The following is a 24,735-nucleotide window of genomic DNA, read 5'->3' on the forward strand; positions in this document are numbered from 1 at the left end:
ACCCGCGCCGCATCCCGTTCAGACACTCGGCTCGATCTCGGCCAGGCGCACGCGCAAACGTTCCAGCGCACGGCCGAGCGGCACGGTCAGCCGGCGCGTGGCGGCGGCGTCGCCCGCCTTGGCCGCGCTCTCCAGCTCGGCCGCTGCGGTGCCGACCCGATCGAAGCCCGCATTGCGTGCGCCGCCCTTGATGCGGTGAGCGAGGAAGCGCACTGCTTCGAGGTCTTCGATATCGAGCTTTTCGCGCAGTGCGACGAGGTCTTCCGCCGACGCCGTGACAAAGCCCTGCGCGATACCGTGCGCACGCTCGGTCGAGCCGAGCAACGCAGCCAGATGCGCAAGCGGCTCGGCCTCTTCGTCATGCACCTCTTCCGCGACCAGCCCCTGCGGTGGCATCGCCGGATTGCAGCCAAGCTGAGTCAGTGCGGCATGCAGGGTTTCGAGCGTGAGCGGCTTGAGGACCACATTGTCCATGCCGGCGGCCGCGCAGGCACTGGCCGTGGTTTCGCTGCCGTCCGCCGTGACCGCAGCGATCGGGGTGCGCGGCAAGCCGCGCAGACGCTCGCGCTGGCGCATGCGCGCAGCGAGGCTGATGCCGTCCTCGCCCGGCATGCGGTAGTCGAGCAGCACCGCGCAGTAAGTGCCGGTGCAGAAGGCCTCGAAGCCTGCCTGCGACTCGCCTACCAGTTGCGCATCGAAGCCCAGCAGCGACAACAATTCCTTCGCAACGCGCAGGTTCAACGGTTCGTCGTCGACCACCAGTACCACGCGGTTGGCGTTCGGTGCCGCAAGCGGTTCGACCGCACGCAGCGGTGCGGGGTCCAACGCGCGACCCAGCGCTTGCTGCAGGCGCGAGGGCAGCAGCGGTTCAGCCGCCAGTTCAACGACCCCAGCGCGCAGGCTGCGGATTACACCGCCGACGTCGCGCGTCAGCCGCACGCAGGGCTGGCCTTCGAGTGCCGGCGCGCCGTCCGACAAAGTGATCTGGCTGAAATCACGCGCTTCAGGCGTGACGACATGGGCGCCCCAGTTGCGCAGCCAGGCCTCGCCCTCCTGCCGCCAGAAGGCGTCGGCAACCGCAATGCGCACGCAGACGCCGACGAAACTGCGTTCGTCGGCAGACGCCAGCATCGCCGCGTCCGCCTCCACCGTGAAGCTGAACAGGCTGCCGCCGTGACCGCCGGCGGCGTAGTCGAGTCGGCCGCACATCGCGTCGGTGAGCGCACGGCAGATCGCGAGCCCGAGCCCGGTGCCGGGCGAGCCGGGGCCGCCGAGCGGTTCGAAGGGCTGGAACAGCCGGTGGCGTTCGCTATCCGGAATGCCGGGGCCGCTGTCTTCAACCTCGACGATCAGGCGCCAGCGGCGCGTCGTCAGCGGCGCCGCAGAGAGCTTGAGGCGCACGGCGCCGCGCTCGGTGTAGCGGATCGCGTTGGAGACGAGGTTGGCCATCACCTGCCGCACGCGCAGGCCGTCCAGCACCAGCGGCGGCACCTGCGGCGCGATCGAGAGTTGCAGTGCCAGCCCGCGCTCCGCGGCCATCGGCGCGAACAGCGACGCAACATCCTCGGCCAGCGCGCGGACGTCGGTCGGCTTCGGGTCGAGCGACAGGCGGCCCGCTTCGATGCGGGCGAAATCCAGCGCGTCGTTCAGGATCGACAGTGCCACGCGCGCCGAACGCGCTACCACGCCAAGCTGGTAGTGCTGGTTCTCGTCGAGCCGGCCGTGCGCGAGCGCATCGACCATGCCGGTGACGCCGTTCATCGGCGTGCGCATCTCGTGCGACAGCGCGGCGAGGAAGGCCGCCTTGCGGTCAGCCGAATCCAGCGCGGCGTCGCGCGCTTCGGCCAGCGCCGCCTCGCTCGCCTGCCGGCGCGCCACCTCGCGCTGCAGGCGGCGGTTCCAGACCACGATGATGCCGATCACCAGGCCAAGCACCGCAAGGATGGGCAGACCGACCGACAGCAGCTTCTGCCACGGCAACACGAAGCGGTATTTCGGCACCAGCCAGCGTTCGTTGAGCTCATGCACTTCGGCCGGGGTCAGCGAATCGAGCGCGAGCCCCAGCAGCGACACGAGTTCGGGCCAATCGCTGCGCACCGCGATATGCACCTCGCTCGGCGCCTCGACCCAGCTGCCGGCCACCTTCAGCACGCCGGCGTAGTCCTTGGCCAGCCGCGGCGCCACCGAGGTGAGGTCGTTGAAGCTCGCCTCGGCCTCGCCACGCGCCACGGCGTCGAGCGCCTGTTCGAGCGTATCGAACTCGATCACATGGATGCCGGGGTAGTTGCGCGCGAGCCGCGGCACGAGGAAATGCCCGCGCTTCATCGCCACGACCTTGCCGAGGTATTGGCCGGGTTCGTGGAAGAAATCGCCCTCGCTGCGGGTCACGGCCACCGTGGCCGTGGTCAGCAAGGGGCCGGCGAAGCGCGCGAACTCCTCGCGCTCGGCACTGCGCGACAAGCCGAGGGCGAGGTCGATCTCGCGTGTGGCGAGCGCCCGCTGCAGCTCGGCCAGCGTGAGCGCACGCGGCGTTTCGATGCCGACCCCGAGCCGCCGCGCGAGCAGATCGAACTTGTCAGCGAACAGGCCCTGCATGCGGCCATCGGGCCCGCGCTCGGTCAGCGGCGCATAGTCGGCGATGTAGCCGATGCGCAGGCGCGGATGCGCGGCCAGCCAGGCGCGCTGCGCCGCGTCGAGCTGCAGCGGCGTCGCAACCGGGGCCAGTTGCAGCGGCACAGGTGCCCAGCGACGCACGATGGCCGCCCGATCCTCGGCGCTGAGCGAGGTAATCGCGCGATCGAGCAGGGGCGCCAGCGCGGCGGCCTGACGGCTGACGCCGAAGCGCAAGCCGGAATCGATCGGCATCGGGCCACGCACCGAGAGGTTGGACAGCAGACCTCGCTCGACCTGGTACTCGGCGGGCGCCAGCGCGCCGAAATAGGCGTCGGCACGCGCCTCCGACACGGCGCGCAGCGCGTCGGCCGTGGTCGGCACTTTCAGCAGCTTGGCACGCGGGTAACGTTGCGGCACCAGTTCGGCCGCGGCATAACCTTCTTCGACCGCGACGGTCATCCCCTCCAGCGTCGCTTCGGGCGAGAGGCCGTTCGCGTCGCGCCGCGCGATCATCACGACGGGCGTCTCGAGGTAGGGCTGCGTGAAGTCCATGAAGCGCTCGCGCCCGCCGGTGCGGCCGATCGACGGCACGAGGTCGATGTCGCCCGCACGAACCTTGGCAAACAAGGTGTCGGCGTCCCGCTCGACGCGGATCTCGTAAGTTGCGCCGACACGCCGCGCGATCAGTTCGAGCATGTCGGCCGACATGCCGATGTAGCGCCCCTCGGCGCTGAACTGTTCGATCGGCGCCCAGTCCTGCCGCGCAACGCCGACGCGGATCACCGGATGGGTCGCCAGCCAGGCCCGTTCGGCGGGAGTGGCATCGATCGTTGCAGCCGGCACGGGCATGGCCAACAGGAGGCAAGCGGCGGCGAGCAGGCGCGCAGCCCATGCCAAGGCACCACGGAGGGGGGGGCGGATGGGTGACATGGCACGATGATAACGGCGCGGCGGCTGGGTCGGGCGCGGCAGAGTTCGCATGATCCGGGCAGAAGCCCGGCGCCGCGCTGCCGCCTGCCCGGTGCCGCAACGCCTCGCTCGCCCTGCCGCGATCGGCGCCGCAGCAGGTGGATCGGCTAGAATTGCGGTTTTTCCAAGCGGAGCGAAGCATGTTCTCCGGAATCGTGGCCACCACCGGCCGCATCGTTGCGGTGACCCCGCTCGACACAGGCGTGCGCCTGACGACCGACGCCGGCAACTGGGATCTTTCCGACGTCGCGCTCGGCGATTCGATCGCCCACAACGGCGTTTGCCTGACCGTGATCGCCAAGGATGGCCAGCGGATGCAGTTCGACGTGTCGGCCGAAACGCTCGCCTGCACCGTCGGGCTCGCCGAGCCGGGCGAAGTGAATCTCGAAAAGGCGCTGCGTCTGGCTGACCGCATCGGCGGCCACCTTGTCAGCGGCCATGTCGACGGCGTCGGTGAAGTGCTGAAGTTCGCACCGATCGGCGAGAGCCATGAGCTGGTGATCCGCGCGCCGCGCGCGCTGGCCGGCTACATCGCACGCAAGGGTTCGATCACGGTGGACGGCGTGAGCCTCACCGTGAACCGTATCGAGGGCACCGATTTTTCGATCAACCTGATTCCGCACACGGTTGAAGTCACGACGCTCAAGCGCCTCGCGCCGGGAACAAAGGTGAACCTCGAAGTCGACCTGATCGCCCGCCATGTCGAGCGGATGCTGGCATGGGAAAAGGAAGCATCTGCCACCGAAATGCAGACTGGCGGGGGCCAATCATGAGCGTGCTGGCACCAATTACCGCGATCATCGAAGACATCCGCGCCGGCAAGATGGTGGTGCTGGTGGATGAGGAAGACCGCGAGAACGAGGGCGACCTCGTGCTGGCAGCCGAGCATGTCACGCCGGAGGCGATCAACTTCATGGCCAAGCATGGCCGTGGCCTGATCTGCCTGACGCTCACGCAACGGCGCTGCAAGCAGCTGGGCCTGGGCCTGATGGTGAAGGACAACCGCTCGCCCTTCTCGACCGCCTTCACCACCTCGATCGAGGCGGCCGAAGGGGTTACGACCGGCATCTCGGCGCAGGATCGTTCGGTCACCGTGCAGGCGGCTGTCGCCCGCAACGCGACGCCGGATTCGATCGTGCAGCCGGGCCACATCTTCCCGCTGATGGCCCAGCCCGGCGGCGTGCTGGTGCGTGCCGGCCATACCGAAGCCGGTTGCGACCTGGCGCAGTTGGCTGGTTGCGAACCGGCCGCGGTGATCTGCGAGATCCTCAAGGACGACGGCACGATGGCGCGCCTGCCGGATCTGCTGGAGTTCGCGAAGGAGCACGACCTGAAGATCGGCGCGATCCGTGACCTGATCGAATACCGCGCACAGGCCGAAGTGCTGGTCGAGCGCGTGACCGAGAAGACCATCGATACCGCGCACGGCCCGTTCCAGCTCTGCGCCTTTGCCGACCGCGTGTCGGGCGAGGTGCACCTGGCGCTGTCGCGCGGCGAGATCCGGCCGGAGACCGAAGCGCTGGTGCGGGTGCATGAACCGGTGTCGGTGCTCGACTTCCTCGACCCCGCCGGCAGCCACCATAGCTTCGGCGTGGACGATTCGCTGCGCCGCATCGCCGCGCACGGCAACGGCGTGCTGATCCTGCTGCGTCGCCCCGAAACCGGCGAGGAGCTGATCGCGAAGCTGACGCCGGACGGCAACCGCCGCAGCGCAGTCAAGTGGGATCCGCGCATCTTCGGTATCGGCGCGCAAATCCTGCGCAACCTCGGCGTCGGCAAGATGCGCGTGCTCGCCAGCCCGCGCAAGATCCCGAGCATGACCGGCTTCGGCCTGGAAATCACCGGCTACGACGCGCCGGCCGCCTGAACCTCACCATCGCACGGCGCCTGCATGGCGCCCATAAGGACTGACATGCCCCGCTTCGAGAAGATTGCCGAGATCACCCCCGAGCTCAACGGCGCCGGCCTGCGTGTCGGCATCGTGATGAGCCGCTTCAACCAGTATGTGTGCGAAGGCCTGCTGTCGGCCGCGACCACCGAACTGATCAACCGCGGCGTCGCGCACGACGCGATCCTGATCGCCACCGTGCCGGGCGCGCTGGAGATTCCGCTCGCGCTGCAGACGATGGCGCGCTCCGGCCGCTTCGATGCGCTGATCGCACTGGGCGCCGTGATCCGCGGCGAGACCTACCACTTCGAGCTGGTGTCGAATGAGCAGGGCGCGGGCATCACCCGCGTCACGCTCGACGAAAGCATCCCGGTTGCCAACGGCGTGCTGACGACCGAAGACGACAACCAGGCCGAATTCCGCATGCATCAAAAAGGCACCGAGGCCGCCCAGGCGGCAATCGAGATGGCCAACCTGCAAAGGGCACTCCGCGCATGAACACCCCGACCCCGAACAAAACGCCGCGCCGCCTCTCGCGCGAACTGGTGCTGCAGGGCCTGTACCAGTGGCAGCTGACCGGCAATTCGATCCCGGCGATCGAGGAGCACCTCGAAATATCGGAAGAGACCGCCGGCGACTGGGTGCGCTCCGACCGCATCCTGCTGCGCGCGCTGCTGACCGGCACCGCCGAACACGCCAGCGAGCTCGAAGCCGAGTTCGTGCCGCACCTCGACCGCCCGATCGGCGAGTTGTCGCCGATCGAACGCGCGATCGTGCTGCTGGGCGTGTATGAACTGAAGCACTGCCCGGAAACGCCATATCGCGTGATCCTCAACGAAGCGATCGAACTGGCGAAAAATTTCGGCGGCACCGAAGGCCACCGCTTCGTCAATGGCGTGCTCGACAAGTGCGCTGCGCGGTTGCGCGCGGTGGAAGTGGAACACGCCAAGAAGGGCGCGCCACGCAAGTGAGCCGTGCGCCGATCCTGCTCGAACTCCCCGGGCAGATCGACACGGCGCGCCTCACGCTGCGCCCACCCCGTGCTGGCGACGGCGCGGTCGTCCTCGCCGCGGTTTGCGACTCGCTCGCGGAACTGCGGTGCTGGCCCGCGAACCTGCCGTGGGCGGCGCCAGAACCGGCGCTCGATAACTTCGAAACCTTCTGCCGGCGCGCCGAAGCGCAGTTCCTGCTGCGCGAAGACTTCACCTTCCTGATCCGCCGCAGCGCCGATGGCCAGTTGGTCGGCGCCTGCGGCCTGCACCGCTTCGACTGGCTCGCTCGACGTTTTGAGATCGGCTACTGGGGCCACACACCCAGCCTTGGCCACGGCTACCTCAGCGAAGCGGTGTGCGCGATCCGCGACCTGGGCTTGCGGCAGCTCCATGCGCGGCGCCTGGAAATCTTCACCGACGCCCGCAACCACCGCAGCCGCGCGCTCGCGGAGCGCTGCGGTTTCACGCTGGAACACATCCGGCCGCACGGCGCCGAGACCGCCCACGACGAGCGCCCGGTATGCGCGGTCTATGCACTGACAGCCTGATCGAGGCAACGCGTTCCCAGACGCGAGCGCGAACAGCTAGACTACTGAAATTCCGTACAGCATTCGAATCTGAGGCCGCCTGTCGGCGCGCCCGCCGAAATGTACGGACGGCGGTATATAGTCACGCCCGCACGAACAAAATGCTTGCGCAGGGAGCTTGAATGGAATTCCAGAACTACTCGATGATCGAGACGCTGACACCGGCCGAAAACGCGGGCTACCCTGCGCTCGGCACGCTGGTCGAGCAGATCCTGCACCTGCTCAATTCGAACATCGTGTTCAGCGACATCATCATCCACCAGAACAGCCCGGTGATGCTGCGCCAGCCCAAGCGACTGGTCGCCGCCTGCGACACGCCGGTCACCGGCGAGGATCTGGAAGAGTTCTTCAAGGTCATCGAACCGAACTGGGAAGAGCGCATCATGGAACGCGCCTTCGATCGCTCGAAGGATCTCTACAGCGCCCGCATCCGTGCCAACTGCTTCACCTTCCAGGGCCGCAAGCGGCTCGGCTGCGTGATCCGCCGCTTCCCGACCGAACCGATGCCGATGGAAGACCTCGGCCTGCGTCCGTCGATCCAGGAACTGGTCAAGCTCAACAGCGGCCTGGTGCTGTTCATCGGTGACACCTGCCAGGGCAAGTCGACGACGATCGCCTCCCTGCTCGACGAGATCAACAAGACCCGCTCCGGCCACATCATCACCATCGAAGACCCGGTCGAAACCCTGATCCCGCAACGCCGCTGCATCATCACGCAGCGCGAGGTCGGCGAGGACGGCGACGTCGGCAGCTACTACCTCGGCGCGCTCGACGCGCTGCGCGAGCGGCCGGACGTGATCCTGATCGGCGAGATCCGCGATGCGCAAACCGCGCAGGAAGCGCTCGCGCTGTCGGAATCCGGCCCGCTGGTGTTCGCAACGTTGCACGCGAAGACAACCGAGCTCGGCCTGCAGAAGATGCTGCGCCTGCTCGGCAACACCGAAACCCAGGCGCAGACGCTGGCCAGCTCGCTGCGCAGCGTGATCTGCCAGGCGCTGATCCCGTCGCTGAAGGGCGATTCCTACTACCTTGCGACCGAGTGCCTCACGCCCAACGCCGAAGCGCAGGCGCTGATCGCGTCGCGCAACGTTGGCGGCGTCCGCGCGCTGCTGGACAAGCTGAACGCCGTGCCCGATTCGCGTTCCCACACCATGAACTCGGATTTGCAGATCCTGCTTAAAGCCAAGCGCGTCGGCCTCGCTGACGCCCGCAAGGCAACCACCGATCTGGCGCGCTTCCACGAGCTGTTCGAGCGCTGACGCGCAGCTCGCGACAAGGAACAACGGCGGGCATCATGCCCGCCGTTGTTGCATGGTGGTAGCGCTACTGCACCACGAAACAGAAGCCGCCTTCGCGCGCGCTGCGCCATCGCCAGTCGAGACCGCGCAGCCCATCGTGTCGGCATTGGAATCCATTCATAACGGGGGCTCCGCATGCAATTCGAATTCGAGTTCTACAGTTCAGAAATCGAGCGCATCGAGGCTGACTCGGGCGACCTGCGGGTGCATTTCTCAGCCGCGCATCTGAATCGCAGCGCACCCGGCGGCGCCCGCGTGCCCGGCTATGCAGGCAAGCTTGTGATGCGTTTTTCGGACGCCCGCTGGAGCGGCGAGCCTGAACGCTGCATCGGCGGGTTGGCGGACGGAAGCCTGTCGGTTGATGGGTTGCGCCAGACACGTTTCGCGTTGCCGCTGAATGCATCCGGATCGATCGTGGTGGAGTTCCGCCTGATTTCCGGCACCCAGCTTTCAGTACAGGCCGCTCAGGTCAGCTGCGAGCCACCGAAACCGGATCAATTCATCGAGAGCTACGCCTGCTGACGAGGCGGTAAAAAAAGGGGAGCGCCGCAGCGCTCCCCAACTCTCTTGCCGTCACCGCGGCGGCGGTGCCTGCGTTCAGGCTTCCACGATCATGCGCGAGCGCATCTCCAGGTGCAGCGCATGGCAGAAGTGCGTACAGTAGATCCAGAACACGCCGACCTTGTCCGCCTTGAACGTCACTGATTTGGTTTCCTGCGGGTTGACGATGAACTGGATGTCGTACTTCGGAATGCCGAAGCCGTGCGTCAGATCTTCGACGTTATCAAGGTTGGTCAGGATGATCGTGACCTCGTCACCCTTCTTCAGCTTGAACTCCTGTAGCTGATACTGCGGCGCATACGAGGCGATGCGCACGGTGACCTTGTTGCCCTTGCGCTCGACGCCAGAGTCTTCAGCCTTCTTCGTCGCCAGCGGGAAATCGTCGAGGCTGTAGACCTGCTTGGTCTTGATGATGTCGCGCTTGAGAATGATGAAGTCGTGCGGCTCCGGCCAAGCCGGGTCTTCGCGGATCAACCGCATCTTCTCGCCCGAGATGTCGATCAGTTGCTCGTTCTCGGGGTGCAGGGGTCCGACCGGCAGGTAGCGGTCCTTCGAGAACTTGCAGCCCACGTTCAGGTACTTGCCGTCGGCTTCTTTGGTCTCGGACATCGATGCGTTGATGTGGCCCGGCTGGTAGTGCACATCGATACGGTCAACAACGTACTTGCTGTTCTTGTCACCGGCGAAGAACTTGATCGCCGCGTCGATGTTCCACTTCACCACCTGCGAGTCGAGGAACAGCGTGGTGTAGGCATTGCCGCGGCCGTCGAAGGCGGTATGCAGCGGACCGAGGCCGACTTCCACTTCGGCAACGATGGTCTTGTTGATGTTGTCGAGCTTGCCGTCGAACCACTCGTGCATCTTCGCCAGATCGATCGTCGTCGTGGTCGGCGAGAGCTTGCCGGCGCAGATGAAGTACTTGCCGTCGGGCGACGCGTTCACGCCGTGCGGGTTCTTCGGCACCGGCACATAGGCGGTCAGTGCGGTCTTCGGATCCTTGTTGGCCTCCTTGGTGCCATCCACCACCGGCACCTTGCTGTCGCCGTAGGTCTTAAACTTGCCGGCCTTCACCGCTTCCTCGATACGTGCGACGTGGAAGAACAGGCAGGCATCCTTCTCGGCGGACATCATGTCCTGGTAGTGCACGCCCATCTCGGTGTTGTACTGGTTGGTCGCGGCAAACGCACCGTCGTAGCTGGTGGCGACGAGATCGCAGTTACCGTCGATCAGCACCTGCCAGCGCACGTCCATCGTCTCGGCATCGACACAGGTGAACAGCGAGTGATAGGTCGTCGGATCATCGGACGACTTGCCGACGTTCGGCAGCGGGATCGAGAACTCGGCGCCGCAGAACACACGGGTCGTGCGGTTGATGTTGGCATCCACCGCGTCGCGCTTGTCCGGAAAGATGCCGTGGAAGCCCTGCACGTTCGGAATGTCGGTGATCTTGTCGCATTCCATGATGTCCAGACGAATGCGGGCGATACGCGAATTGAGCTTGTCATTCACCCACGCATACTTGCCGTCGTAAGTGCCGTCGGCATAGCTGCCGTGCACATGGTGGGTGTCGCCGACGTGATACAGCGGCGAGCCATCGGGCTTGGTGCCGACGATCGCCTTCGACTCATTGGTGGTCCCCCAGCCGGTCAGCGGATCGGGCGTGAACACCGGGATGCGCTTGATCATGCGGCCCGAAGGCAGGCCCAGCACGCGGACGTCACCCGAGTGGCCGCCCGACCACAGCCCGTAGTATTCGTCGAGCTGGCCCGGCTTGATCTCGTGCGAATCGCCGGCATCCGTAGCGGCTGCCTTGGCGGGTGCGGACTGCGCCGGCGACGCGCCCTGCTCGCCCTTGTTACAACCGGCCAGGCCGAGGGTCGCGCCGGCCAGACCGGCCATCGCCGAGCTTCCGAGGAACTTGCGACGACTGACATCGGGGCTGCCCGGCTCTTGATGCTCCTGCTTCTTGTCCATTTTTCCTTCTCCTCCGGTATGGTCGGCGCGGCCCGCGCCGGTGCGGCACGGGTGCGACAATTTGACGCACGGACTCTATGCGTCGCGGGGAGGGAAAAAATTGACTCGCGACAATTTGTCGCAGGCGGCCGGGCCGCTCAGGCTTCGGGCGGGCGCGCGAGCTTGCGTTGCAAGGTGCGGCGGTGCATGCCAAGGGCCCGCGCGGTTGCAGAGATGTTGCCTTCCTGTTCAGCCAGCACCCGGTTGATGTGTTCCCACTCAACCGCGTCGACACTCATCGGCCCCTCGGCCGCTTCGGCCTCGGCATCGCCTTCGGTGCGCTCAAATGCCGCCTCGATTTCGGCAATGCTCGCTGGCTTGGTCAGGTAGTGCGTCGCGCCCAGCTTGATCGCCTCAATCGCGGTCGCGATGCTTGCGTAGCCGGTCATCACGACGGTACGACAATCTGGCTGCATCTCGGCAAGCACCTCGACGACCTTGAGACCCGATCCGTCTGGCAACTTCAGGTCCACGATGGCGCAATCGCTCTGTAAAGTTTGCGCCGCGCCGCAGCCGGCGGCCACATCCATCGCGGCGTGCACACGATAGCCGCGCCGCTCGAACGCGCGGCTCAGCACCTCCGACAGAGCGGGGTCATCTTCAACGATCAGCAAACGGCGCGGCGTCATGGGCTCAACACAGCAAGGGGAAGGGTTACGACCAGCTCGGTACCGCCCTGAAACGGACGCGCGTCGAGACGGCCACCGAGGCGGGCGATGGTAGCGTGGCTCAACTCACCATGACTTTGCGTCGGATCACGCATTGCGTCGCGCAAAGCCTCCGGCACCTCGGTGCCGCAATCGCGCACGGCGAGCTGAAGGGTGTCGGCCTCGACTCTTGCGGCGAGCGCGACCGTCGTCGTCGCTGCCGACGCCGTGTGGTCGAGCAACCATTGCAGTGTGTGACCAAGGCTTTGCTCCGCAACGACCGTGCGCGCGCTGTCGCAATCGACCTCCACCCGCACCTGCGGCTGACGAATCCGCCATTGATCGGCCAGCTCGGCAAGCCATTGCGAAAGCGGCAGGCGTCGGGCCCCTTCTCCGCGCGCCACGCCGGCCTCGCGCGCCAGCGTCTCCAGCGCGGCACGGCAGCGAACCAGTTGTTGGCCGAGTTGCGCCACGTCGCCACCCAACGCATCGGGCAGCGCGGCGTCGCGGGCGAGCTCTTCGAGCGTGACGCTCATGGTCGCAAGCGGCGTAGCCAGCTCGTGCGCCGCGTTGCTGGCCAGCGCAGCCAGGGCGACCAACTGCTCCTGATGCAGCATGGCTTCCCGTGCATCCGCAAGTTCGCGTTCGCAACGGCGCAGCAACTCGGCAGCGCGTGCCAGAAACCCCGCCAGCAGCGCCGCTGCGACCACCACCGTGAGCCACATGCCGGCCTGGTGAAGTTCGAACGCGGCCACCCCATGTACATGCGGCACCCGATTCGGCAGCAATGCCTGCGCGCTGTAGCTCGCCACCGCGCAGACAAACATCGCCCAGCAGCCGCGCGGCGGCAGCAGATTCGCACCCAGCGCTATCGGCACCAAGTAAGCCCCTACCAGCGGGCTCGCCAACCCACCGGTCTGCTGTACCAGCACCGACAGGGCCAACATGTCGGCCAACAGTTGCAGGAACAGGCCCCGCGGCGTCAGCCAGGCGGGCAGCTGTCGGCGCAGGGCACAGCGCGTGGCAAGGTTGAGCACGAGCAGGCCCAGCCCGGTCAGCGCGATCCCGGTCAGCGGAAGCTGCGCACCCAAGAACCCCAGCCCGGTCAGCGCACCACACGCGGCCACGAACAGCCAGCGCAGTCGCAGCAACAGCGTCAGGCGCGCCCGCGCAGCGGGCTCTGGCTGCGAACGAGCGGGAGGAAGGCAATGGATCATCATGCGGCCGCAGCCTAGCCTGCGCCCCGGGCTGCCGCCCTTGAGCGCAGACAATTCCGCGCACGCCGCGGCGGCCGCTGCAGCTGCCGGCACGCCTGATAGAATGAAGCTGTGGAGCCCATGAACCTGACCCATCATTTCCTGATCGCCATGCCCGCCATGGACGATCCGAATTTCGCCCGCACGCTGACCTACATCGCCGAGCACAACGACGACGGTGCGCTCGGCGTGATCGTCAATCGGCCGATCGACATGACGCTGGGCGAGCTGTTCAGCAAGGTCGATATCGCGCTGGAGGCGGCGGACCTGGCACAGCGCCCGGTGTACTTCGGCGGCCCGGTCCAGACCGATCGCGGCTTCGTGCTACATCGCCCGGCCGGGGAATGGCACTCGTCGCTCAAGGTGAACGACAGCGTCGCGCTGACCAGCTCGAAGGACATCCTCGAATCGCTCGGCGCGAACGGCGAGCCGGGCGAAGTGTTGATCTCGCTTGGCTACGCCGGCTGGTCCGCAGGCCAGCTCGAGGAAGAGCTCAAGCAGAACGCATGGCTCACGGTGCCGGCCGATCTGAGCATCGTGTTCGACCTGCCGCCGGAAGACCGGCTCGATGCCGCGATGAAGCTTCTCGGCGTCGATTTCACGAACCTCTCGGACGTCGCCGGACACGCCTGATGGCCACGGTGCTCGGATTCGACTTCGGCACCGCCCGCATCGGCGTCGCCGTTGGCGAGACCGAAGTGGGCATGGCCCAGCCGATCGAGGTCGTCAGCGGCGAAGCCAACGACGCGCGCTTCGCCGCGATCGCCAAACTGATCAACGAGTGGCAACCGCAAACGCTGGTCGTCGGCCTGCCTGTGCATATTGATGGCACCGAGCACGACATGACTGCCCGCGCGCGCCGCTTCGCCAACCAGCTCAACGGCCGCTTCCGCCTGCCGGTGGTATTGGTCGATGAACGTCTGACCTCGCTCGAAGCCGAAACGATGTTGCGTGACGCCGGCCACGGCTGGCGCGGACGCAAGCAACACCTCGATGCCGTTGCCGCGCAACGCATTCTGCAAACCTGGTTTGAAAGCTCACATGCCACCGATGACCCTACCGGACGCTGAGCAGCTGATCGCTGCCCTGACGGCGCAGATCCGCCCCCATGTCACCGCCGATACCGCCATGGTCGGCATCCACACCGGCGGGGTGTGGCTCGCCAAGCGGCTGCATGCCGCGCTCGGACTCACGAAGCCCCTGGGCGTGATGGATGTTTCCTTCTACCGCGATGACTTCGGCAAGAAGGGCCTGCACCCGAGCCCGCGCAAGAGCGAGATCCCGTTCGATGTGGCCGGTGCGCCGATCATCCTGGTCGACGATGTGCTCTACACCGGCCGCACCACCCGCGCCGCGCTCAACGAGCTGTTTGACTACGGCCGCCCGGCGCGGGTCGACCTCGCCGTTCTGGTCGATCGCGGCGGGCGCGAACTGCCGATCGGGCCGCGCTTCGTCGCCCACACGCTGGAAAACCCGCTCGCCCCCACCGACAGCCTGCAACTCGAAGAGGCCGGCGAAGGCGCACTGACCCTGAGGCTGATCCATGCTTAACCCGCAACTGACCAAGGACGGCAAGCTCGCACACCTGCTGACGCTGGAAGGCCTGCCCAAGAGCATCCTGAGCGAGATCCTCGACATCGCGGCGCCCTTCACCGAGGTCGCCGAGCGTGAGGTGAAGAAGCTGCCGCTGCTGCGCGGCAAGAGCGTGTTCAACGTGTTCTTCGAGAACAGCACCCGCACCCGCACCACCTTCGAGATCGCGGCCAAGCGGCTGTCGGCCGACGTCATCAACCTGAACGTGTCGACCAGTTCGACGAGCAAGGGCGAAACCCTGCTCGACACGGTGGATAACCTCTGCGCGATGGGCGCCGACATGTTCGTGATGCGCCATGCGTCGAGCGGCGCGCCATACCTCTTGGCGCAGCATCTGCGCGCCACCGGGCGCGACCACATCAGCGTGGTCAACGCCGGCGACGGGCGCCATGCGCACCCGACGCAGGGCCTGCTCGACATGTACACGATCCGCCACTACAAGAAGGACTTCACCAACCTGACGGTGGCGGTGGTGGGCGATGTGCTGCATTCGCGCGTGGCACGCTCCGAGATTGCCGCGCTGACCACGCTGGGCGTGCCCGAAGTACGCGTGATCGGCCCCAAGACGCTGCTGCCGACCGACGTCGAGCGTATGGGCGTGCGTGTCTTCCACGACATGCGCGAAGGCCTCAAGGGCGTCGACGTGGTGATGATGCTGCGGCTGCAGAACGAACGCATGCAGGGCGCGCTGCTGCCTTCCAGCCAGGAGTACTTCAAGGTCTGGGGCCTGACGCCGGAGAAACTCGCCCTCGCCAAACCGGACGCGATCGTGATGCACCCCGGCCCGATGAACCGCGGCGTAGAGATCGACTCCGCCGTCGCCGACGGCGGCAATGCGGTGATCCTGCCGCAGGTGACTTTCGGTATCGCGGTGCGGATGGCCGTGATGAGCATGCTGGCCGGACACTGAGACCATGACGATGAAGATCCAGATTGCCAACGGCCGTGTCGTCGACCCGGCCCACAAGCTCGACACCCAGCAAGACGTGTTCATTGCCGACGACAAGATCGTCGCCCTCGGCGCGGCACCCGCCGGCTTCACCGCGGATCGCGTGATCGACGCGCGCGGCCTCGTCGTCGCGCCGGGCCTGGTCGACCTCTCCGCGCGCCTGCGCGAACCGGGCTTCGAATACCGCGCCACGCTGGAATCGGAAATGCAGGCCGCGATGGCGGGTGGTGTCACCAGCCTCGCCTGCCCGCCCGACACCGACCCCGCGCTGGACGAGCCGGGCCTCGTCGAGATGCTGTGCCACCGCGCTCGCAAGCTCAACTGCGCGCACGTCTATCCGGTCGGCGCGCTGACGGCAGGCCTCAGGGGTGAGCGCCTGACCGAGATGGCCGAGCTGACCGAAGCCGGCTGCGTCGCCTTCGGCCAAGCCAACACCCCGATGAAGGACAACCTGGTGCTGCTGCGCGCAATGCAGTACGCCTCCACCTTCGGCTACCGTGTCTGGCTGCAGCCGCTGGACCCCTACATGTCGCAAGGCGTAGCGCACGATGGCGAAGTCGCGTCGCGCTTCGGCCTCACCGGCATCCCGGTCGAAGCGGAGACGGTGGCGCTGGCCACGCAACTGCAGCTGGCGAAGACCACCGGAGTGAAGCTGCACGTCACGCGCTTGTCGTCGGCCGCCGGCCTCGAACTGATCCGGCGCGCCCGCGCCGAGGGGCTGGATGTCACCTGCGACGTCAGCGCTCACCACCTGCACCTGTGCGACGTCGACATCGGTTTCTTCAATCCGCTCACGCATCTGGTGCCGCCGCTGCGCGCTCAACGTGATCGCGAGGCGCTGCGTGCGGGGCTGGCGAGCGGCGAGATCGATGCCGTGTGTTCCGATCACACGCCGGTGGACGACGACGAGAAGCAGATGCCTTTCGCCGAAGCCGCACCGGGCGCCACCGGGCTGGAGCTGCTGCTGCCGCTGACGCTCAAGTGGGGCGCGGAGATGAAGCTGCCGCTGCTGACTACGCTGTCGCGCGTGACCGCCGACGCCGCGCGCATCATGGGCATCACGAAGGGCGGCCATCTGGGCGTGGGCGCCCGCGCTGACGTGTGCATCTTCGATGCCGACGCGCATCGCACCGTTACGCGCGAAAGCCTGCGTAGCCAGGGCAAGAACACGCCTTTCCTGGGCTATGAGCTGCCGGGCGTCGTGAAGCACACGCTGGTCGAAGGCCGCGTGATGTTCGGCGGCTGAGCGCGATGCAGCGCACGTTCTGGGACGAACGCTACGGCCGCCCTGGCTACTTCTACGGCACAGAGCCGAACGACTTCCTGCGCGCGCAAGCCGCAGACATGCCGATCGGTGAGGTGTTGTGCATCGGCGAAGGCGAAGGGCGCAATGCGCTGCATCTGGCGCGGCTGGGACATCGCGTCACCGCGGTGGACCAATCCGAAGTCGGCATGGCCAAGCTGCGCGAGCGCGCTGCGGCGGAGCAGCTGGTGGTCAACGCGGTGGTCGCAGATCTGGCCGAGTTTGATTTCGGCGCGGCACGCTGGAACGCCATCGTGTCGATCTTCTGCCACTTACCGAGCGCACTGCGCGCCAACGTCCACCAACGCGCCGCGCACGCGCTGGCTCCCGGCGGTCGCCTGATCCTCGAAGCCTACACGCCGCGTCAGCTGGCCTTCGGCACCGGCGGTCCGAGCGACCCGGACATGCTGTGCGAAGCCGCAGCGCTGCGTACCGAACTGGCGACGCTGAGCTTCGACCACTTGGTCGAGCTTGAGCGCGAGGTCATCGAAGGCCCTGCGCACAGCGGCCTTGCCGCGGTGGTGCAGCTCGTCGCACGGCGCTCGGCATGAAACTGATCGACACCGCGGCACTGGAAGCGCGGCTCGCCGACTTCGCACGCGAACGCGACTGGGATCGCTTCCACAACCCGCGCAACCTGATCCTCGCGCTGACCGGCGAGGTCGGCGAGCTCGCCGAGATCTTCCAGTGGCTCACCGATGCGCAGGCCGAAACAATCATGCAGGGCGACAAGGCAGAGCATGTGCGGCAGGAAGTCGCCGACGTACTGCTCTACCTGATGCGGCTGGCGATGATCTTGAAGATCGACGTGGATGCCGCCGTGCGCGACAAGATCGCGCTTAACGCGAAGAAGTACCCCCCGCTGGCGGGATAGCGGCGCGACTCGCGCTCAGGCGCCGCCCAGCAGGGTTGGCGCGCCGTGCTCGACATTCCAGGTCAGTTCGCTCAGTTGCGTCAGCGCCGCGACCCGGCGCAGCAGTTCGCGGTCGTTCCAGGGCTTCTGGAAGATGCCGAACACGCCCTCGCAATCACGCACGCGGCCCTGCAGCGCTTCATGGCCCGTAATCGCGATGATCGGCAATTGCTCGGTGGCGAGGCTCCCTTGCACCGACGCGATCAGCTCGAAGCCATCCATGCGCGGCATTTCAAGGTCGGTAATCATCAGATGGAAGCGCTCGCGCGCCAGCGCCTCTTCCGCCTCCACGCCATCCTGCGCCAGCGTCACCCGGTAGCCGGCCAGTTGCAGCAGCTTGGCAAGCTTGGCGCGAACCACCGCGGAATCATCAACAACCAGGATCGAGCGCTGGCGTGACGGCGCCTCGGGGCGTTCGCGCTGTTCCGTAGGCGTTAGCGGCTGGGTGCGGAAGATCGGCGCCGAACAGAAAAACACCAGCGCGAACCCCATCAACACTGCGATCAGGTAACCGTAGCTCGACACGATGTCCGCGAACACGTTCCAGCTCTCCAACCATGCGCCCGAGAAAACGTTGAGCATTGAATCGACCCCTGTGCGTCGCGCCGACGGCGTGAAACTCTGACAAAAACGCCTAAATCATGGTCGCGTTCACGCGCGCGCGAAATGCCGTTTGCATTGCCGGCCGCGAAGCAGGTCACATTCGACTGCAGTTCTTTCCGGGTTGAAGCGAGCTCATGGCACGCGAAGCCGCCGCCGTGTGCTGCCAGGGCGCCAACGCAAGGTGAGGTGGAAACGCGAAAACCAATGCAATCGGCCAATCCGCATAAAGCCTGCAAGGGTCACATGGGCTGGCGACGAGTGCCTCGCGCAGCCCGGTCAGGCCGACCGCTCGCCCCGCCGGCGCTGGTGCCTCAGGGGAACAGCGGCGTGCCGTGCCAGCCGCCGTCTGCCTGACGCTCGAGGCGAATGCGGTCATGCAGCCTGAACGCACCGGCCCGCCAGAATTCGATCACCTGCGGCGTCACGCGGAATCCGGACCAGAACTCGGGGCGCGGGATCTCGCCGAGGCCGAATTTCAGCGCGAAGGCGGCGACGCGTTTTTCCAGTTCCCAGCGGCCTTCCATTGGCTGCGACTGCTTCGAGGCCCAGGCGCCGATGCGCGAATCGCGCGCACGGCTGGCGAAGTAAGCATCCGCCTCTTCCTTGCTGACTGGCGTGATCGTGCCCTGCACCCGCACCTGACGCTGCAGGCTCTTCCAGTGGAACAGCAGGGCCGCCTTCGGGTGCGCAGCGAGTTCGCGCGCCTTCTGGCTGCCGAGGTTGGTGTAGAAGACGAAGCCATCTTCGTCGAAATCCTTCAGCAGCACCATGCGGCACGAAGGCATGCCGTCCTCGCCGACCGTGGAAAGCGCCATTGCGTTCGGATCGTTCGGTTCGCTGGCGGTAGCCTCGGCCAGCCACTCGCCAAAAAGCGTAAAGGGATTATCGACTGCGATACTCACGGCAGCGTCTCCGTATCAGGGGTTCATTCAGGGCTCGGCGAGGTGAGCAAGGCATGCCGGATCGGCATCAACAACCCGCACGCGTTTCTGGCGCGACGTGGCACCGGACTCCAGACTCACCGCGCGTTTGGCGACTCCCAGCGTCGTGGCAATGAAGGCCAGCAACGCCTCGTTCGCCTTGCCGTCGACTGGCGGCGCCGCGAGGCGGATCTTCAGCGCCTCGCCGTGCAGCCCGGCAATCTCGGTGCGCTTGGCGCCGGGCTGGATATGCAGCGCCAGCAAGGCGCTGCCGTCGGCGCAGAGCGTCAGCCAGCTCACATCAGCGCGAGGCTGGCCGGCGCCAGGCTCGCCAGCAGGTACACCAGCACCTGCAGGATCAGCAGCAGCACCAGCGGCGACAGATCCACGCCACCGATCGGCGGCATGCGGCGCTGCAACGGCAGCAGGAAGGGGCGACACAGGCCATTGACCAGCGGCGCGATCGGCGCGCGCGGATTCACCCACGACAGCACCGCCGCAACGATCACCACCATCATGATCAGTCGCACCAGGCTGATCATGAACGCGACGCTGCCGGTGACGAGCACCGAGCCGACCAGTGCGGCCGGGTCGGAAAAGACGCCCTTGAGCAACAGCACGACAGCGATGACGAGACATTCGATCAGCCACGCCGGCACGATGCAGGAGAGATCCAGCCCGCTGCGCGATCCGAACAGCTTCTGCATCGGCACCACCACCCAATCCGTGGTGGCGAGGATGAAGTGCCCCAGCGGGTTGATGAAGGACAGGCGCTGCCAGCGCATCAGCGCACGGACCAGCAACAGGGAGCTGACAAAGCTCCCGACGGCGTTCAGAACCAGAATGAGCAGACCCGCAAGCATTGCTGTGTGTCTCCGTTTAGTCGCGCCCGAGCTCGTCGCCGAGCTCACGGCCGCGCGCGTTGGCTGCGGCCAGAGCACGCGCGATCAGGGGTTTGAAACCATCCTGCTCCATTGACGCAAGCGCAGCGGCCGTAGTGCCGCCTTTCGACGTGACGCGCGCGCGCAGTGTTGCGGCATCGTCCTCGCTCGCTGCGGCGAGTTTGGCGGCGCCAAGCACGGTGTCGATCGCCAGCGATCGCGCGACCTCGCGCGACAGGCCGATCGCCTCGCCGCCCTTGATCAGCGCTTCGATGAAGTAGAAGACGTAGGCCGGGCCGCTGCCCGATAGCGCGGTCACCGCATCGACCTGTGCCTCCTCGGTCAACCACGCGACCGAGCCGACCGCGCCCAAGATACGCGCCGCAGCATCGCGTTCGTCCGCCGTGACGCTCGCGTCGGCGAAAAGGCCAGCGGCACCTGCGCCGACGAGCGCCGGCGTGTTCGGCATGGCACGCACGATACGACGGTAGTCACCCAGCCAGCGCACCAGGGCATCAACGCGGATGCCCGCGGCGATGCTCAGCACCAGCTGCGTTGTCAGCCGCCCGGCGATCGGCGCGAGCGCCTCGCGCATGCTCTGCGGCTTCACTGCCAGGACCAGTACATCGCACGCGAGCGCCTGCGCATCGACACTGCCGGCGGTGCGCACACCAAAGCGCGCCTCCAACCCTGCGCGGGTGTCGGCATTGAGGTCGATAGCCTGCAGATCGCTCACCGCGAAGCCACGTTCGATCAATCCTCCGATCAACGCGGCCGCCATGTTGCCGCCGCCAAGAAAGCTAATGCGCATAGGGTTCTCTAGGAGTTCGAATCAGGAGGTGGAGTACGACTGCCAAAAATGGCGGTGCCGACGCGGACGATCGTCGCTCCCTCGGCAATCGCAAGGTCCAGGTCAGACGACATGCCCATCGACAGGGTGTCCAGACCCAGCGCGAGTACGTCGTTGATCCGGTCGCGCGAGCTGCGCAGCAGGGCGAAACGGCTGCGCAGCAGGGCTTCATCCTCGGTCGGCTCGGGAATCGCCATCAAGCCACGCAGGCGCAACTGCGGCAGCGCCGATACGGCGCGCGCCAATTCGACAACCTCGCCCGGCGCGACGCCGGATTTCGAGGCCTCGCCGCTCACGTTCACCTGCAGGCAGACGTTGATCGGTGCGAGCTGCGGCGCGCGTTGTTCGGACAGGCGCTGCGCGATCTTCAGGCGATCGACCGAATGCACCCAGTCGAAATGCGTCGCGACCAGGCGACTCTTGTTGCTCTGCAGCGGGCCGATGAAGTGCCACTCAAGGCCCAGCGCGGCGAGCTGTTCGACCTTGCCACAGCCCTCCTGAACATAGTTCTCGCCAAAGGCCCGCTGGCCCTCGCCCGCTGCCTCGACGACCGCATCGGCCGGGAATGTTTTGCTGACTGCAAGCAGCCGCACTTCAGCTGGATCGCGGCCCGCGCGATGGCACGCGGATTCGATCCTTGCGCGAACTGCTTGCAGATTGGCCGAAAGGGCTGTCATATAATCGTTTCGAGTCATTCGACCGGGCCGGCCAAGTATAGCAGCGCGCTTGGCACCCACTGTCTGCGCCCCGCTTCCAGAGAGACGCCATGGATATCACCGAACTGCTTGCCTTCGCGGTCAAGAACAAGGCCTCCGACTTACATCTATCGGCCGGCCTGCCGCCGATGATCCGGGTCCACGGCGACGTGCGTCGGATCAACCTGCCGCCCATGGAGCACAAGGAAGTGCACGCCATGGTGTACGACATCATGAACGACTCGCAGCGTAAGCAGTACGAGGACGTGTGGGAGACCGACTTCTCCTTCAACGTGCCCAACCTCGCACGCTTCCGGGTCAACGCCTTTAATCAGGACCGCGGCGCGGCTGCCGTGTTCCGGACGATTCCGTCGAAGGTGCTGACGCTCGAAGAGCTCGAATGCCCGAAGATCTTCAAGGACATTTCGCAGAACCCGCGCGGCATCGTGCTGGTGACCGGGCCGACTGGCTCGGGCAAGTCGACCACGCTCGCGGCGATGATCGACTTCGTGAACGAGAACGAATACGGCCACATCCTCACGATCGAGGACCCGATCGAATTCGTGCATGAATCCAAGCGCAGCCTGATCAACCAGCGAGAGGTGTCGCGCGACACGCAGTCATTCAACAACGCGCTGCGTTCGGCGCTGCGTGAAGACCCGGACGTGATCCTGGTCGGCGAATTGCGCGACTTGGAAACCATCCGTCTCGCACTGACCGCGGCAGAGACCGGCCACCTTGTGTTCGGCACGCTGCACACTTCGTCGGCCGCAAAGACGATCGACCGTATCATCGACGTATTCCCCGCGGCGGAAAAGGAAATGGTCCGGGCGATGCTGTCCGAATCGCTGCGCGCGGTGATCTCGCAGACGCTGCTGAAGAAGAAGGACGCTACCGGCCGCGTTGCCGCGCACGAGATCATGATCGGCACGCCCGCCATCCGTAACCTGATCCGCGAAGCAAAGATCGCGCAGATGTATTCGCAGATCCAGACCGGCCAGCAATACGGCATGCAGACACTGGATCAGTGCTTGCAGGAACTCGTGAAGCGCAACATCGTAAGCACGGCCGAAGCCCGCCTGCGTGCGGCCAATAAAGACAACTTCCCCGGCTGATACGCGTGCATAAGCCTGCTGCGCGAACCGATCTCGAAACTGTGCTGCTCGCCGTACCGCATGTACCGCTGCGCTGCGTATTTCGACCTCGGTCCGCTCGCGACGGCTTCTGCACACGTCTCCCGCGCGAACAATAAAAGGACTGAACATCATGGAACGCGATCAGGCACTCAAATTCATGCACGACCTGCTCAAGCTGATGATCAGCAAGCGTGGGTCGGACTTGTTCATCACCGCGGGCTTTCCGCCGGCGATCAAGATCGACGGCAAGATCGTGCCGCAGTCGAATCAGGTGCTGACGCCGCAGCACACCGCGGAGTTGGTGCGCTCAGTGATGAACGACCGGCAGGCGGCGGAGTTCGAGTCGACCAAGGAATGTAACTTCGCGATCTCGCCGGCCGGCATTGGTCGCTTCCGTACCAACGCGTTCATCCAGCAGAGCCGCGTCGGCATGGTGTGCCGCACGATCGCGCAGAAGATCCCGACGATCGACGAACTGGGCCTGCCGCCGATCCTGAAGGACATCGCAATGTCCAAGCGTGGTCTGGTGATCTTCGTCGGCGGCACCGGCACCGGTAAGACCACCTCGCTCGCCGGCCTCGTCGATTACCGTAACGAGAACAGCTACGGCCACATCATCACGCTGGAAGACCCGATCGAGTACGTCCACCCGCACAAGAACTGCGTGGTGACGCAGCGCGAAGTCGGCATCGACACCGACAGCTGGGAAGCCGGTCTGAAGAACACGCTGCGGCAGGCGCCGGACGTGATCCTGATGGGTGAAATCCGTGACCGCGAAACGATGGACTACGCCGTCGCCTTCGCCGAAACCGGCCACCTTTGTCTCGCCACGCTGCACGCCAACAGCGCGAACCAGGCAATCGACCGGATCATCAACTTCTTCCCGGAAGACCGTCGTCACCAGCTGCTGATGGATCTGTCGCTGAACCTGCGCGGCATGGTCTCGCAGCGCCTGATTCCGATGAAGGATCGCAAGGGCCGCGTGCCGGCAGTCGAGATCTTGCTCAACTCGCCGCTGATTTCCGACCTGATCTTCAAGGGCGAGATCGCCGAGATCAAGGATCTGATGAAGCGCTCGCGCGAGCTGGGCATGCAGACCTTCGACCAATCGCTCTTCGAGCTGTACGAACAGGGGATGATCAGCTACGAGGATGCGCTGCGCAACGCCGACTCGATCAACGACCTGCGCCTGCAGATCAAGCTCAACAGCAAACACTCGGACCGCGACCTGTCAGCGGGCATCCAGAACCTCGACATCGTCTGAACGCCGCACCGCGCTGAATCGTGTCGGCACTTGGCGCCGACACACACTGCATACACATCAAGCGCAGCATGCCGACCTGCCCATTACCCGGAGGCTCGACATGCTGCGCTTGATGCTCTTCACCGCCGTGCTTTCGATCTCGGCGCCTGCCGCGTGGGCCGACAACGGAACGCTCGACAAGGCGCTGCCTGCCTTTGATCGGATCGAAGTGAGCGTGCCCTTCGACGTGAGCTGGCAGGCGGGGCCACCGCATGTGTCGGCCGAGGGTGATGCCGATTACATCGAACGCCTGCGGTTTGAGGTACGCGACAGCAAACTGTTCGTTGACGCCCGCCCTGGCAACTTCAGCTGGTTCGGCGCCGAGCGCAAGCTCAAGATCCGCATCAGCTCGCCCGGCCTGCGCGAAGCACGGCTGATCGGTTCGGGCGATCTGGCGCTCAACGCGCTGAGCGGCGAGGCGCTCACGATCAGCCTTTCCGGCTCCGGCGACCTGGTCGCGCACGGCGTCAAGGCGAAGCGTCTCGATGTGCGTTTGTCCGGCTCGGGCGACGTGGCCGCAGACGGCGAAACCGACACCTTGCAGGCCGCGCTTTCGGGCTCCGGCGATATCAAGCTGAAGGCGCTGCAAGCGCGAGAGGCAACACTGACGCTGGCCGGTTCCGGCGACATCGAAGCGCGCGCCGGCGAGCGCGCTGCGGCAAGCTGCACCGGTTCGGGCGATATCGATGTGTACGGCCCCGCCACACAGCGCGAAGTCAGCAAGGTCGGCAGTTGCGAGATCGACTTCCACCCGTGACCCAGGCC

At 65.9% G+C, this 24,735-nt stretch carries 27 protein-coding genes; 17 read left to right on the top strand and 10 right to left on the bottom strand.

The genetic code is table 11. From position 1 onward, the window contains the following. Window positions 1-18: 18 nt before the first annotated feature. Window positions 19-3,543: a transporter substrate-binding domain-containing protein gene (locus tag ACE3P0_RS12435; RefSeq protein WP_374402956.1), complete on the bottom strand. Its 3,525-nt coding sequence runs from the start codon at window positions 3,541-3,543 to the stop codon at window positions 19-21. 179 nt (window positions 3,544-3,722) lie between these two features. On the opposite strand from ACE3P0_RS12435, the gene ACE3P0_RS12440 reads away from it, so the two are divergent. From ACE3P0_RS12440 to ACE3P0_RS12470, 7 genes are all read left to right on the top strand, one after another. After that, window positions 3,723-4,355, top strand: coding sequence for a riboflavin synthase (locus tag ACE3P0_RS12440; RefSeq protein ID WP_374402957.1), 633 nt, complete (start codon window positions 3,723-3,725; stop codon window positions 4,353-4,355). Next, entirely contained in the window at window positions 4,352-5,449 is a 1,098-nt protein-coding gene (gene ribBA, locus ACE3P0_RS12445; RefSeq protein WP_374402958.1) for a bifunctional 3,4-dihydroxy-2-butanone-4-phosphate synthase/GTP cyclohydrolase II, read from the top strand. The genes ACE3P0_RS12440 and ribBA overlap by 4 nt, the downstream gene beginning before the upstream one ends. Before the next feature lie 45 nt (window positions 5,450-5,494). After that, complete coding sequence (gene ribH, locus ACE3P0_RS12450) at window positions 5,495-5,968, top strand: 6,7-dimethyl-8-ribityllumazine synthase (protein ID WP_374402959.1); 474 nt, start codon at window positions 5,495-5,497, stop codon at window positions 5,966-5,968. Continuing rightward, entirely contained in the window at window positions 5,965-6,441 is a 477-nt protein-coding gene (gene nusB, locus ACE3P0_RS12455) for a transcription antitermination factor NusB (protein ID WP_374402960.1), read from the top strand. The genes ribH and nusB overlap by 4 nt, the downstream gene beginning before the upstream one ends. Next, on the top strand, window positions 6,438-7,010 hold the full coding sequence (locus ACE3P0_RS12460; protein ID WP_374402961.1) for a GNAT family N-acetyltransferase: 573 nt from the start codon (window positions 6,438-6,440) through the stop codon (window positions 7,008-7,010). Before nusB ends, ACE3P0_RS12460 begins: the two co-directional genes overlap by 4 nt. A gap of 161 nt (window positions 7,011-7,171) precedes the next feature. After that, entirely contained in the window at window positions 7,172-8,308 is a 1,137-nt protein-coding gene (locus ACE3P0_RS12465) for a type IV pilus twitching motility protein PilT (protein WP_374402962.1), read from the top strand. Between the two features lie 174 nt (window positions 8,309-8,482). Continuing rightward, window positions 8,483-8,869 (top strand): hypothetical protein, encoded by a 387-nt coding sequence (locus ACE3P0_RS12470; protein ID WP_374402963.1) that lies wholly within the window; start codon window positions 8,483-8,485, stop codon window positions 8,867-8,869. Between the two features lie 75 nt (window positions 8,870-8,944). On the opposite strand, the gene nosZ is transcribed toward ACE3P0_RS12470, so the two are convergent. From nosZ to ACE3P0_RS12485, 3 genes are all read right to left on the bottom strand, one after another. Then, on the bottom strand, window positions 8,945-10,882 hold the full coding sequence (gene nosZ, locus ACE3P0_RS12475) for a TAT-dependent nitrous-oxide reductase (protein WP_374402964.1): 1,938 nt from the start codon (window positions 10,880-10,882) through the stop codon (window positions 8,945-8,947). A gap of 137 nt (window positions 10,883-11,019) precedes the next feature. Continuing rightward, window positions 11,020-11,550 carry a response regulator transcription factor gene (locus ACE3P0_RS12480; RefSeq protein ID WP_374402965.1) on the bottom strand — a complete coding sequence of 177 codons (531 nt, stop codon included), beginning with the start codon at window positions 11,548-11,550 and terminating at the stop codon, window positions 11,020-11,022. Then, window positions 11,547-12,788: a hypothetical protein gene (locus ACE3P0_RS12485; protein ID WP_374402966.1), complete on the bottom strand. Its 1,242-nt coding sequence runs from the start codon at window positions 12,786-12,788 to the stop codon at window positions 11,547-11,549. The genes ACE3P0_RS12480 and ACE3P0_RS12485 overlap by 4 nt, the downstream gene beginning before the upstream one ends. 117 nt (window positions 12,789-12,905) lie before the next feature. Here ACE3P0_RS12485 and ACE3P0_RS12490 point away from each other — a divergent pair, with 117 nt between their 5' ends. The 7 genes from ACE3P0_RS12490 to ACE3P0_RS12520 are packed head-to-tail and all read left to right on the top strand — an operon-like array spanning window position 12,906 to window position 17,543. Continuing rightward, window positions 12,906-13,457 (top strand): YqgE/AlgH family protein, encoded by a 552-nt coding sequence (locus ACE3P0_RS12490; RefSeq protein ID WP_374402967.1) that lies wholly within the window; start codon window positions 12,906-12,908, stop codon window positions 13,455-13,457. After that, the gene (gene ruvX, locus ACE3P0_RS12495; protein ID WP_374402968.1) at window positions 13,457-13,894 is read left to right on the top strand and encodes a Holliday junction resolvase RuvX; all 438 of its coding nucleotides are present in this window, start codon (window positions 13,457-13,459) and stop codon (window positions 13,892-13,894) included. Before ACE3P0_RS12490 ends, ruvX begins: the two co-directional genes overlap by 1 nt. After that, a complete protein-coding gene (pyrR, locus tag ACE3P0_RS12500; protein WP_374403012.1) occupies window positions 13,875-14,375 on the top strand; it encodes a bifunctional pyr operon transcriptional regulator/uracil phosphoribosyltransferase PyrR in 501 nt (166 codons plus the stop codon). The genes ruvX and pyrR overlap by 20 nt, the downstream gene beginning before the upstream one ends. Continuing rightward, window positions 14,368-15,327 (top strand): aspartate carbamoyltransferase catalytic subunit, encoded by a 960-nt coding sequence (locus tag ACE3P0_RS12505; protein ID WP_374402969.1) that lies wholly within the window; start codon window positions 14,368-14,370, stop codon window positions 15,325-15,327. Before pyrR ends, ACE3P0_RS12505 begins: the two co-directional genes overlap by 8 nt. Window positions 15,328-15,337: 10 nt before the next feature. Then, window positions 15,338-16,612 (top strand): dihydroorotase, encoded by a 1,275-nt coding sequence (locus ACE3P0_RS12510; RefSeq protein ID WP_374403013.1) that lies wholly within the window; start codon window positions 15,338-15,340, stop codon window positions 16,610-16,612. 5 nt (window positions 16,613-16,617) lie between these two features. Then, the gene (locus ACE3P0_RS12515) at window positions 16,618-17,220 is read left to right on the top strand and encodes a cyclopropane-fatty-acyl-phospholipid synthase family protein (protein ID WP_374402970.1); all 603 of its coding nucleotides are present in this window, start codon (window positions 16,618-16,620) and stop codon (window positions 17,218-17,220) included. Further along, window positions 17,217-17,543, top strand: a complete 327-nt coding sequence (locus ACE3P0_RS12520) for a nucleotide pyrophosphohydrolase (protein WP_374402971.1) — start codon at window positions 17,217-17,219, stop codon at window positions 17,541-17,543. The genes ACE3P0_RS12515 and ACE3P0_RS12520 overlap by 4 nt, the downstream gene beginning before the upstream one ends. A 15-nt stretch (window positions 17,544-17,558) precedes the next feature. Here ACE3P0_RS12520 and ACE3P0_RS12525 read toward each other — a convergent pair whose 3' ends face one another. The 6 genes from ACE3P0_RS12525 to ACE3P0_RS12550 form a co-directional block, all read right to left on the bottom strand. Next, window positions 17,559-18,164: a response regulator gene (locus tag ACE3P0_RS12525; protein ID WP_374402972.1), complete on the bottom strand. Its 606-nt coding sequence runs from the start codon at window positions 18,162-18,164 to the stop codon at window positions 17,559-17,561. 332 nt (window positions 18,165-18,496) lie between these two features. After that, entirely contained in the window at window positions 18,497-19,087 is a 591-nt protein-coding gene (gene pdxH, locus ACE3P0_RS12530) for a pyridoxamine 5'-phosphate oxidase (RefSeq protein ID WP_374402973.1), read from the bottom strand. 27 nt (window positions 19,088-19,114) lie between these two features. Continuing rightward, window positions 19,115-19,405 carry a DUF167 domain-containing protein gene (locus ACE3P0_RS12535; protein ID WP_374402974.1) on the bottom strand — a complete coding sequence of 97 codons (291 nt, stop codon included), beginning with the start codon at window positions 19,403-19,405 and terminating at the stop codon, window positions 19,115-19,117. Then, window positions 19,402-19,968: a YggT family protein gene (locus ACE3P0_RS12540; RefSeq protein ID WP_374402976.1), complete on the bottom strand. Its 567-nt coding sequence runs from the start codon at window positions 19,966-19,968 to the stop codon at window positions 19,402-19,404. Before ACE3P0_RS12540 ends, ACE3P0_RS12535 begins: the two co-directional genes overlap by 4 nt. A gap of 16 nt (window positions 19,969-19,984) precedes the next feature. Next, window positions 19,985-20,797, bottom strand: a complete 813-nt coding sequence (proC, locus tag ACE3P0_RS12545) for a pyrroline-5-carboxylate reductase (RefSeq protein ID WP_374402977.1) — start codon at window positions 20,795-20,797, stop codon at window positions 19,985-19,987. An 8-nt stretch (window positions 20,798-20,805) separates the two neighbouring features. Beyond that, window positions 20,806-21,513 carry a YggS family pyridoxal phosphate-dependent enzyme gene (locus tag ACE3P0_RS12550; RefSeq protein ID WP_374402978.1) on the bottom strand — a complete coding sequence of 236 codons (708 nt, stop codon included), beginning with the start codon at window positions 21,511-21,513 and terminating at the stop codon, window positions 20,806-20,808. Window positions 21,514-21,602: 89 nt separating this feature from the next. On the opposite strand from ACE3P0_RS12550, the gene ACE3P0_RS12555 reads away from it, so the two are divergent. From ACE3P0_RS12555 to ACE3P0_RS12565, 3 genes are all read left to right on the top strand, one after another. After that, the gene (locus ACE3P0_RS12555; protein ID WP_172201337.1) at window positions 21,603-22,646 is read left to right on the top strand and encodes a type IV pilus twitching motility protein PilT; all 1,044 of its coding nucleotides are present in this window, start codon (window positions 21,603-21,605) and stop codon (window positions 22,644-22,646) included. 151 nt (window positions 22,647-22,797) lie between these two features. Then, the gene (locus ACE3P0_RS12560) at window positions 22,798-23,931 is read left to right on the top strand and encodes a PilT/PilU family type 4a pilus ATPase (protein WP_374402979.1); all 1,134 of its coding nucleotides are present in this window, start codon (window positions 22,798-22,800) and stop codon (window positions 23,929-23,931) included. A gap of 100 nt (window positions 23,932-24,031) precedes the next feature. Beyond that, window positions 24,032-24,727: a head GIN domain-containing protein gene (locus tag ACE3P0_RS12565; RefSeq protein ID WP_374402980.1), complete on the top strand. Its 696-nt coding sequence runs from the start codon at window positions 24,032-24,034 to the stop codon at window positions 24,725-24,727. Window positions 24,728-24,735: the final 8 nt, after the last annotated feature.

The sequence above is a fragment of the Niveibacterium sp. genome, from assembly GCF_041909475.1.
Classification (GTDB): Bacteria; Pseudomonadota; Gammaproteobacteria; order Burkholderiales; family Rhodocyclaceae; genus Niveibacterium.

Coding starts and splice junctions, on each gene's coding strand:
- ACE3P0_RS12435 (WP_374402956.1), bottom strand. CDS start 3,543: ATGTCACCCATCCGCCCCCCCCTCCGTGGTGCCTTGGCATGGGCTGCG.
- ACE3P0_RS12440 (WP_374402957.1), top strand. CDS start 3,723: ATGTTCTCCGGAATCGTGGCCACCACCGGCCGCATCGTTGCGGTGACC.
- ribBA (WP_374402958.1), top strand. CDS start 4,352: ATGAGCGTGCTGGCACCAATTACCGCGATCATCGAAGACATCCGCGCC.
- ribH (WP_374402959.1), top strand. CDS start 5,495: ATGCCCCGCTTCGAGAAGATTGCCGAGATCACCCCCGAGCTCAACGGC.
- nusB (WP_374402960.1), top strand. CDS start 5,965: ATGAACACCCCGACCCCGAACAAAACGCCGCGCCGCCTCTCGCGCGAA.
- ACE3P0_RS12465 (WP_374402962.1), top strand. CDS start 7,172: ATGGAATTCCAGAACTACTCGATGATCGAGACGCTGACACCGGCCGAA.
- ACE3P0_RS12470 (WP_374402963.1), top strand. CDS start 8,483: ATGCAATTCGAATTCGAGTTCTACAGTTCAGAAATCGAGCGCATCGAG.
- nosZ (WP_374402964.1), bottom strand. CDS start 10,882: ATGGACAAGAAGCAGGAGCATCAAGAGCCGGGCAGCCCCGATGTCAGT.
- ACE3P0_RS12480 (WP_374402965.1), bottom strand. CDS start 11,550: ATGACGCCGCGCCGTTTGCTGATCGTTGAAGATGACCCCGCTCTGTCG.
- ACE3P0_RS12485 (WP_374402966.1), bottom strand. CDS start 12,788: ATGATGATCCATTGCCTTCCTCCCGCTCGTTCGCAGCCAGAGCCCGCT.
- ACE3P0_RS12490 (WP_374402967.1), top strand. CDS start 12,906: ATGAACCTGACCCATCATTTCCTGATCGCCATGCCCGCCATGGACGAT.
- ruvX (WP_374402968.1), top strand. CDS start 13,457: ATGGCCACGGTGCTCGGATTCGACTTCGGCACCGCCCGCATCGGCGTC.
- pyrR (WP_374403012.1), top strand. CDS start 13,875: ATGACCCTACCGGACGCTGAGCAGCTGATCGCTGCCCTGACGGCGCAG.
- ACE3P0_RS12505 (WP_374402969.1), top strand. CDS start 14,368: ATGCTTAACCCGCAACTGACCAAGGACGGCAAGCTCGCACACCTGCTG.
- ACE3P0_RS12510 (WP_374403013.1), top strand. CDS start 15,338: ATGAAGATCCAGATTGCCAACGGCCGTGTCGTCGACCCGGCCCACAAG.
- ACE3P0_RS12515 (WP_374402970.1), top strand. CDS start 16,618: ATGCAGCGCACGTTCTGGGACGAACGCTACGGCCGCCCTGGCTACTTC.
- ACE3P0_RS12520 (WP_374402971.1), top strand. CDS start 17,217: ATGAAACTGATCGACACCGCGGCACTGGAAGCGCGGCTCGCCGACTTC.
- ACE3P0_RS12525 (WP_374402972.1), bottom strand. CDS start 18,164: ATGCTCAACGTTTTCTCGGGCGCATGGTTGGAGAGCTGGAACGTGTTC.
- ACE3P0_RS12540 (WP_374402976.1), bottom strand. CDS start 19,968: ATGCTTGCGGGTCTGCTCATTCTGGTTCTGAACGCCGTCGGGAGCTTT.
- proC (WP_374402977.1), bottom strand. CDS start 20,797: ATGCGCATTAGCTTTCTTGGCGGCGGCAACATGGCGGCCGCGTTGATC.
- ACE3P0_RS12550 (WP_374402978.1), bottom strand. CDS start 21,513: ATGACAGCCCTTTCGGCCAATCTGCAAGCAGTTCGCGCAAGGATCGAA.
- ACE3P0_RS12555 (WP_172201337.1), top strand. CDS start 21,603: ATGGATATCACCGAACTGCTTGCCTTCGCGGTCAAGAACAAGGCCTCC.
- ACE3P0_RS12560 (WP_374402979.1), top strand. CDS start 22,798: ATGGAACGCGATCAGGCACTCAAATTCATGCACGACCTGCTCAAGCTG.
- ACE3P0_RS12565 (WP_374402980.1), top strand. CDS start 24,032: ATGCTGCGCTTGATGCTCTTCACCGCCGTGCTTTCGATCTCGGCGCCT.